Consider the following 7215-nt stretch of genomic DNA (forward strand, 5'->3'; position numbering starts at 1 on the left):
AAGGTTATGACAGCGAGCCTTTTCGGTGCTTTGTTCGTCAAAAAGGCGGACGAACGGTGATTGCTAAACGTAATTATGGTAAGGATATAGATAAAAGCAGTATGGATAGGTGCCTTTATCGCTATCGTCATTTAGTCGAGAATGCCTTTGCTAGAATCAAACAATATCGTTCAATATCAACTAGATACGATAAGTTAGAAAGGAATTCTGCTAGTATGGTATCACTGGCATTTATGTTAATGTGGCTGCCAATGTATTGTTGAGTAATTTATGTACAGCAAAGATCAACAGCCCCTAATAACTTTTATTAAGGAAATCTAATTTATTGTCTAACAGTAATAACTTTTTTTTATTATAAAATTGTACCAGAACGCGCTATATTATGCCTTTAGCTAAAAACGAGGAAAGATAAATCATGAAGAATTTGTTAAAAGTGTTAACCATTTTTTTGTGTTTAAGCTTATCCGTAACAGGTTATGCCACATTGCCTGATTCGATTAAAGTTGGTTCGGATACGTCTTATGCACCTTTTGATTTTATTGATGCTAATGGTGAAGTTACTGGATTCAACATTGAAATCACGAAAGCCTTGTGCGAAAAGATTAATATTAAATGTACTTTTCAATCGACTGATTTTGATGCGCTGATCCCGTCCTTATTATCAAGAAAGATTGATATTATCTCGTCTTCACTAATGATGACCGAAAAACGTAAAAAACAGATCGCTTTTTCTGACGAAATTTTTATGACTTATTCTCGTTTGATTGTTAAAGAGGGTTCTAATTTAATGCCTAATGCTGAGTCATTAAAAGGTAAGCGTGTTGGGGTTGAGCAAGGGACATCACAAGAACATTTTGCTAATGAGATGTGGCGTTTGAGCGGTGTAGTTATAGTGCCTTATCAAAATCAGTTACAAGTATTTTCTGATCTAGTGGCAGGTCGTTTAGATGCGGCATTGCAAGATGAAGTTACTGGCAGTTATGCTTTTTTAAAACAGCCACAAGGTAAAGGTTTTGTTTTTTCAGGCGATGCATTGACTGATGCAAATTATTTTGATGTTGGAGTAGGTATTGGTTTTCGTAAAAACGATAACGAACTACGTGAAGCGTTTAATCAAGCTTTAAAAGATATTTTAGCCGATGGTACTTATCAAAAAATCAACAATAAGTATTTTGATTTTAACGTATATGGTAATAAAAAATAAACCATGCAAGGTTATATTCCGTTAATTCTTCAAGGCACATGGCTAACGATTATTTTAGCGCTAACCTCTTTGTTGTTAGCTATGATTTTGGGCATTGTTTGTGCATTAGGTAAGTTGGCTGATTCTAAAGTATGTAATGTATTTTGTCAGGCCTATACATCGTTAATTCGAGGTGTACCCGATTTAGTGTTGATGATGCTCATCTTTTTTGGTTTGCAGTTTTTACTTAATAATATTACAGATTATTTTAATATGCCTTTTATTGAAATCGATCCACTAATAGCAGGTATTATGACTTTAGGTTTTATTTATGGCGCTTATTTTACTGAAACCTTTCGGGGAGCTTATCTTGCGATATCTAAAAATATGTTGGCAGCAGCAACAGCACTAGGGCTTAACAAAGTCCAAGTATTTCGATATGTGATGTTTCCTTTAATGATGCGTTTTGCCCTGCCAGGTATTGCGAATAATTGGTTGGTGGTATTAAAAGCGACGGCGTTAGTGTCATTATTAGGACTGTCGGATTTAGTTAAAGCTACTAAAAATGCAGGCGAAGCCCTGTACCAGCCTTTGTTATTTGCTTTGATTGCTGGGGCGTTTTATCTGTTTTTTACATCAATATCTAATATCATTTTATGGTGGCTTGAACGGCATTATTCTATTGGCATTACCAAAACTAAATTATAAGAACTCATGTTAGAAATTATTCAACAATATTGGCAATCACTATTATGGACCGATGGTTATAATATCACTGGTCTTGCGATGACGCTGTGGATTTTGATTTTATCGGTTTTAATGGGGGGAATTTTGTCGCTAGCGTTAGCAGTAGGTCGAAATTCAACAAATAAACTAATTAAATTACCCATTTGGTTGTTTACTTATATTTTTCGAGGTACGCCTTTATATGTTCAGTTATTGATTATTTACACAGGTATTTATACTTTAAGTATGGTTAAACATAATGCTTGGTTGGGCGATTTTTTTCAAAGTGGCTTAAATTGCACGGTGCTCGCTTTTACTTTAAATACCTGCGCCTATACTACTGAGGTTTTTGCTGGTGCCATGCGGAATGTGCCAAATGGCGAAATTCAAGCCGCAACAGCACTTGGTTTTAATCGTTTTCAACTCTATCGTTATATCATTTTTCCAAGAGCATTTCGTATTGCATTACCTGCTTATAGTAACGAGGTGATCTTTATGTTACATTCAACAGCATTGGCCTTTACAGTTACTGTGCCAGATGTGATGAAGATTGCGCGCGATATTTATGCCGAAACCTATCAACCTTTTCATGCTTATGGTATTGCAGCAGTGATTTATCTTTGTGTGAGCTTTACGTTGATTTTTAGTTTTAAAAAGTTAGAGCAACACTACTTGGTTTTTCAACGAGCTAATGTGAAAAATGATTAATAACTTCATTTAAGCTATGAACTGATATTTCCTTATTCGTTTATAATTTTATAGTTCCATTCTTATTAAAATAATAAATAAATCTGACAATTGCGATAGCAGTTGTCAGATTTTGAATTTCCGATATATTAATTTACAGGATAGAATTCACTTGTAGAATCGCTGTTATCGCCTTGATCATGGTGACTTGAGCCTGGTAATGCTCTAGCTCGTTCAATAGGTACATAGCTGCCACTCGGCGTTTCAACTTGGCATTCACCTAAGAAGATAGAATATTTAGTGTTGGCATGCATACTTTCACCCCTAAAATAGCAGTGAGCAGCATTATATAAGTCAACGCGACAAAGAATTGCAACGGTTAACCAAGCAATAAGGACTGCTAACGATACCCATTTTAAATATTTCCAGATGAAGGACCAAAAACCAATCTTCCTAAAATGGCAATATCCAAAAACAAGCAATATGACTGCAACAAATGCTAAACCCTCATATAACCAAAATAGCCACATAGCAATCTCCTATTTTTTTAGCTTTTACTATTCTATACTAACTTTGCTTATACATCTATATGCTATATGCTTACATCCATGAACCATTACGAATAATGCCAACGGCAAGTCCTTCTATGGCAAAATTTTGTTGTTCTAGGTCAACTTCAATAGGTGAAAACTCGCTATTTTCGGCAAGTAGGTGAACTTGTTTGCCTTTACGCGATAAACGTTTGACAGTGACTTCGTCGTCAATGCGGGCAACAACAACTTGACCATTTTTAACATCTTGGGTTTTATGTACAGCCAACAAGTCACCATCAAATATACCAATATCTTTCATTGACATACCTTGCACTCTTAATAAAAAGTCTGCGCGAGGTTTAAATAGTGAAGGATCAACTTGGTAATGGCTTTCTATATGCTCTTGCGCTAAGATTGGCGATCCTGCAGCTACTTGGCCAATAAGCGGTAAACCTTCAGGCTCGTTTTGTTCAACTGGGTTTTCAAGTAAAAGACGAATTCCGCGTGATGAGCCTGCGATCATTTCGATTGCCCCTTTTTTGGCTAGAGCTTTTAAGTGTTCTTCAGCAGCATTGGCTGATCGAAATCCTAATTTTTGAGCAATCTCAGCTCGTGTTGGTGGCATGCCAGTAGTTTGGATATTGTCTTTAATTAGATCATAAATCTGTTGTTGACGTTCTGTTAATGGTCTCATAACATATTCCTGTTTTTATATACATATATATGTGATTATATACAGCTAATAATATAAAACAACTGTTTTATTCTATTTATTTGACAACAGGCAATAAATTTTCCAAATTCTTGCTATTATGCTTAGTTTTAGAGGTAATTTTGTTAGATTAATGGACAATAAATTCCCTAATTAGCAAATAAGTTTGCTTTTATTTAAGGTTATATGATCGAATTACTTATATGCTATAATGAAATACTATTTTTTAACTTGGAATTTGCCTTATGCCTTATGTTGTTGCGCTCAGTGGAGGTATTGCCAGTGGCAAAAGCACTATCGCTGATTTGTTTGGTAGATTAGGTGTACCTATTATTGATGCAGATATTATTGCAAGGCAAGTTGTGCAAATAGGAAGTTATGCATTTAATCAAATTGTTAAGCATTTCAGCCAAGAAATTTTACTTACTAATGGCGAACTTGATCGTAGTCAACTTCGCGAGATTATTTTTAATAATGATCATGAAAGGCTTTGGCTTAATGATTTATTGCATCCAATCATTAAGCAAGAAACTCAAAAACAAATTGCTATGCAAAAAAGTACAACCTATCTAATTTGGGTTGTGCCATTATTGATTGAAAATAACCTGCATACTTTAGCTGATCGTGTGCTGATAATTGATACTCCTGTTTCACTACAATTGGCACGATTAGTAAAAAGGGATAATATTAGTGAGTCATTAGCTGAAAAGATGATACTGTCACAAGTATCTTTAAAAAAACGTTTATCTTATGCTGATGATATTATAGTTAATGACGGTAATTTATCGTCGCTAACAACACAAGTTAATCTACTGCATCAACAATACTTAGATAGCTTTAAAAAGTAAGATTTAGAATAGATGAATAATATTATTTTTGAACACCCATTAAATGAAAAAATGCGCACTTGGCTTCGTGTTGAATTTTTATTAAATCAATTAAATACACATTGTCATTTTAATGACAAGAATGCGTTGATTTTTTTTCATGCATTGTCCGAGTTGTTAGAGATTATTGAACGTAACGACATTAAAGCTGATTTCATTAAGGAACTTGAAACACAAAAGCAAAAGTTAATTTCATGGTTAACTTTTGATGGTGTGGATTATGATTTACTTAGTGACTTGATTCGCAAGTTTGATGTGTTTTTAGCACAATTTAATGTCATTACCCGTTTGGGACAACCGTTAAAAGATGACCGTTTTATTACCGCAATTCGTCAACGCTTAATGATACCTGGTGGTTGTTGTAGTTTTGATTTACCTTCATTTTATTTGTGGTTAAAAATCCCACAAGAAAAACGTGATATGCAAGTAAAAAATTGGCTACAACATTTATCTCCTCTTGATGAGTCTTTAACATGTTATATGCAATTAATAAGACAATTAGGGGAATTTAAACCATTTATTTATACTAATAGCTTTTTTCAAGAAACTAATGGCGATGTTAATTTGATTCGTATTCGAATTTCGTTAGAAAAAAACGTGTATCCCCAAGTATCAGGTCATATGTCGCGCTATAGCATTCGATTTTTACCGCTTGATGCTTGTGATAGCGTAAATACCGATGGTATTTATTTTGAATTAGCCTGTTGTTAGTACTACTAAATACTGATTATTTAAAAAGAAAGAGTCACAATGAATAAACAAACCGTTACCTATGTCAATTGTCCAACTTGCCAAAAACAAGTTATATGGAGTAAAGACAGCCCGTACCGTCCATTTTGTAGCAAGCGTTGTCAACTTATTGATTTAGGTGATTGGGCAACCGAAGAATATCGTATTGCTGATAAAGATATTACCGAACAAGATCTTTGGAGTGAAGAAGATCTTAGCGATTTTGCAGGTAGGCATTAATGAAGATTCTTGGTATTGAAACTTCATGCGATGAAACAGGTATCGCAATTTATGATGATGTCAACGGTTTAATTGCAAATCAGCTTTATTCACAAATTAAATTACATGCTGATTATGGTGGGGTGGTACCAGAGCTGGCATCGCGCGATCATATTCGTAAAACTGTGCCATTGATTCAAGCAGCTTTAAAACAAGCTAATTTAACCGCACAAGATATTGATGGGGTTGCCTATACTGCTGGCCCGGGTTTGATTGGAGCGTTAATGGTAGGTGCATCAATTGGACGATCGCTTGCTTATGCTTGGAATGTGCCAGCTGTTGCTGTGCACCATATGGAAGGCCATTTACTTGCGCCGATGCTTGAAGATAATCCACCTGAATTTCCCTTTGTTGCATTATTAGTTTCGGGGGGACATACACAGCTTATTAGTGTGACTGGTATTGGTAAATATGAACTTATTGGAGAGTCAATTGATGATGCTGCAGGAGAAGCTTTTGATAAAACAGCCAAATTGCTTGGTTTAGATTATCCCGGTGGCGTAAAATTATCAAAATTGGCTGAACAGAGTAGTGGAGCGCGATTCAATTTTCCTAGGCCAATGACTGATCGTCCTGGGCTTGATTTTAGTTTTTCAGGCCTTAAAACAGCCGCAGCTAATATGATTCATCAGCATAGTGATAATAATATTATTGATCCACAAACTAAAGCAGATATTGCTAGAGCATTTGAGGATGCTTTGGTTGATACATTGGTGATTAAAGTAAGGCGAGCACTTGAACAAACTGGATTTAAAAATTTAGTAGTTGCTGGTGGGGTAAGTGCTAACAAAACACTGCGTACTAAATTGACTGAGTTGATGCATCAACGAAAAGGAAAAGTTTTTTATCCAAGGCTCGAATTTTGTACCGATAATGGTGCCATGATTGCTTATGCAGGTATGATTCATTTAAAAGAGAGGCAGTATTCAGATTTAGTTATTAGTGTTAAACCAAGATGGCCTCTTAGCGATCTTAATGTTGGTTAACTGATTATTTTGATTTGACAACATGTAAATAAAAATTACATGAAAAATAAAATGCGGGAATTTGTTTCCGCATTTTTAATGCTATATAGTTAAATAAACGATATTAATTAATAGTATCTGTATCAGAACATTCTTCTTGTTTTTCTGAATTGGTCTTTTCATTAGCTAATTTTTGAATATTTTGATTAATATTAAATAGTACACAAATTAATTCAAAACCAATGCGAGTTGAAATAAAGCCCACAACTAAGGTAACAATGCCAGTGAAAAAAGCAACTAAACCCATAGTAAAGCTATAAGTAAATGCAGCAAAACTACCTAATATCATAGAGAACGCACTAATTCCAATAAGTAATAATGCGATCCAATACACGATTGTGATAAAAGAAGGTGTTAATATGGATCGGCTACACTAAATCATACAACTTTTTTAAGGGGTGAGGTAAACTTATCACAACTAAAAAAGGAACAAATATGAATAAGATTAAACGCA

11 protein-coding genes are annotated in these 7215 nt (G+C 34.7%); 8 read left to right on the forward strand and 3 right to left on the reverse strand.

Annotation, left to right across the window (positions count from 1 at the left end):
- The 4 genes from GA0061080_RS11570 to hisM form a co-directional block, all read left to right on the forward strand.
- Window positions 1-263 (forward strand): transposase (locus GA0061080_RS11570; protein WP_141683159.1); only part of this gene is annotated, 263 nt, incomplete at its 5' end.
- A gap of 152 nt (window positions 264-415) precedes the next feature.
- The gene (locus GA0061080_RS11575; RefSeq protein WP_091125850.1) at window positions 416-1204 is read left to right on the forward strand and encodes a lysine/arginine/ornithine ABC transporter substrate-binding protein; all 789 of its coding nucleotides are present in this window, start codon (window positions 416-418) and stop codon (window positions 1202-1204) included.
- Between the two features lie 3 nt (window positions 1205-1207).
- Window positions 1208-1891 (forward strand): ABC transporter permease, encoded by a 684-nt coding sequence (locus tag GA0061080_RS11580; protein WP_091125854.1) that lies wholly within the window; start codon window positions 1208-1210, stop codon window positions 1889-1891.
- Window positions 1892-1897: 6 nt separating this feature from the next.
- Complete coding sequence (gene hisM / locus GA0061080_RS11585) at window positions 1898-2617, forward strand: histidine ABC transporter permease HisM (RefSeq protein ID WP_091125857.1); 720 nt, start codon at window positions 1898-1900, stop codon at window positions 2615-2617.
- A 128-nt stretch (window positions 2618-2745) separates the two neighbouring features.
- On the opposite strand, the gene GA0061080_RS11590 is transcribed toward hisM, so the two are convergent.
- Together GA0061080_RS11590 and lexA are read right to left on the reverse strand one after the other, a co-directional pair.
- Complete coding sequence (locus tag GA0061080_RS11590; RefSeq protein ID WP_091125861.1) at window positions 2746-3126, reverse strand: hypothetical protein; 381 nt, start codon at window positions 3124-3126, stop codon at window positions 2746-2748.
- A 70-nt stretch (window positions 3127-3196) separates the two neighbouring features.
- Window positions 3197-3823: a transcriptional repressor LexA gene (gene lexA, locus GA0061080_RS11595; RefSeq protein ID WP_091125865.1), complete on the reverse strand. Its 627-nt coding sequence runs from the start codon at window positions 3821-3823 to the stop codon at window positions 3197-3199.
- 263 nt (window positions 3824-4086) lie between these two features.
- Between lexA and coaE the strand changes: the two genes are divergently transcribed.
- From coaE to tsaD, 4 genes are read left to right on the forward strand one after another with little or no spacing between them, the layout of a single operon-like run.
- Window positions 4087-4689 (forward strand): dephospho-CoA kinase, encoded by a 603-nt coding sequence (coaE, locus tag GA0061080_RS11600; protein WP_091125868.1) that lies wholly within the window; start codon window positions 4087-4089, stop codon window positions 4687-4689.
- Window positions 4690-4701: 12 nt separating this feature from the next.
- Window positions 4702-5439: a cell division protein ZapD gene (locus GA0061080_RS11605; RefSeq protein ID WP_091125870.1), complete on the forward strand. Its 738-nt coding sequence runs from the start codon at window positions 4702-4704 to the stop codon at window positions 5437-5439.
- A 39-nt stretch (window positions 5440-5478) separates the two neighbouring features.
- Window positions 5479-5697: a DNA gyrase inhibitor YacG gene (gene yacG, locus GA0061080_RS11610; protein WP_091125873.1), complete on the forward strand. Its 219-nt coding sequence runs from the start codon at window positions 5479-5481 to the stop codon at window positions 5695-5697.
- The gene (gene tsaD / locus GA0061080_RS11615; RefSeq protein WP_091125876.1) at window positions 5697-6722 is read left to right on the forward strand and encodes a tRNA (adenosine(37)-N6)-threonylcarbamoyltransferase complex transferase subunit TsaD; all 1026 of its coding nucleotides are present in this window, start codon (window positions 5697-5699) and stop codon (window positions 6720-6722) included. Before yacG ends, tsaD begins: the two co-directional genes overlap by 1 nt.
- A gap of 103 nt (window positions 6723-6825) precedes the next feature.
- Here tsaD and GA0061080_RS11620 read toward each other — a convergent pair whose 3' ends face one another.
- Entirely contained in the window at window positions 6826-7122 is a 297-nt protein-coding gene (locus GA0061080_RS11620; RefSeq protein ID WP_280642415.1) for a DUF4282 domain-containing protein, read from the reverse strand.
- Window positions 7123-7215: the final 93 nt, after the last annotated feature.

The organism is Gilliamella intestini (assembly GCF_900094935.1).
Taxonomy (GTDB): Bacteria; Pseudomonadota; Gammaproteobacteria; order Enterobacterales; family Orbaceae; genus Gilliamella; species Gilliamella intestini.

Excerpts from the sequence above, each read along its gene's own strand:
- GA0061080_RS11575 (WP_091125850.1), top strand. The coding sequence starts at position 416 with ATGAAGAATTTGTTAAAAGTGTTAACCATTTTTTTGTGTTTAAGCTTA.
- GA0061080_RS11580 (WP_091125854.1), top strand. The coding sequence starts at position 1,208 with ATGCAAGGTTATATTCCGTTAATTCTTCAAGGCACATGGCTAACGATT.
- hisM (WP_091125857.1), top strand. The coding sequence starts at position 1,898 with ATGTTAGAAATTATTCAACAATATTGGCAATCACTATTATGGACCGAT.
- GA0061080_RS11590 (WP_091125861.1), bottom strand. The coding sequence starts at position 3,126 with ATGTGGCTATTTTGGTTATATGAGGGTTTAGCATTTGTTGCAGTCATA.
- lexA (WP_091125865.1), bottom strand. The coding sequence starts at position 3,823 with ATGAGACCATTAACAGAACGTCAACAACAGATTTATGATCTAATTAAA.
- coaE (WP_091125868.1), top strand. The coding sequence starts at position 4,087 with ATGCCTTATGTTGTTGCGCTCAGTGGAGGTATTGCCAGTGGCAAAAGC.
- GA0061080_RS11605 (WP_091125870.1), top strand. The coding sequence starts at position 4,702 with ATGAATAATATTATTTTTGAACACCCATTAAATGAAAAAATGCGCACT.
- yacG (WP_091125873.1), top strand. The coding sequence starts at position 5,479 with ATGAATAAACAAACCGTTACCTATGTCAATTGTCCAACTTGCCAAAAA.
- tsaD (WP_091125876.1), top strand. The coding sequence starts at position 5,697 with ATGAAGATTCTTGGTATTGAAACTTCATGCGATGAAACAGGTATCGCA.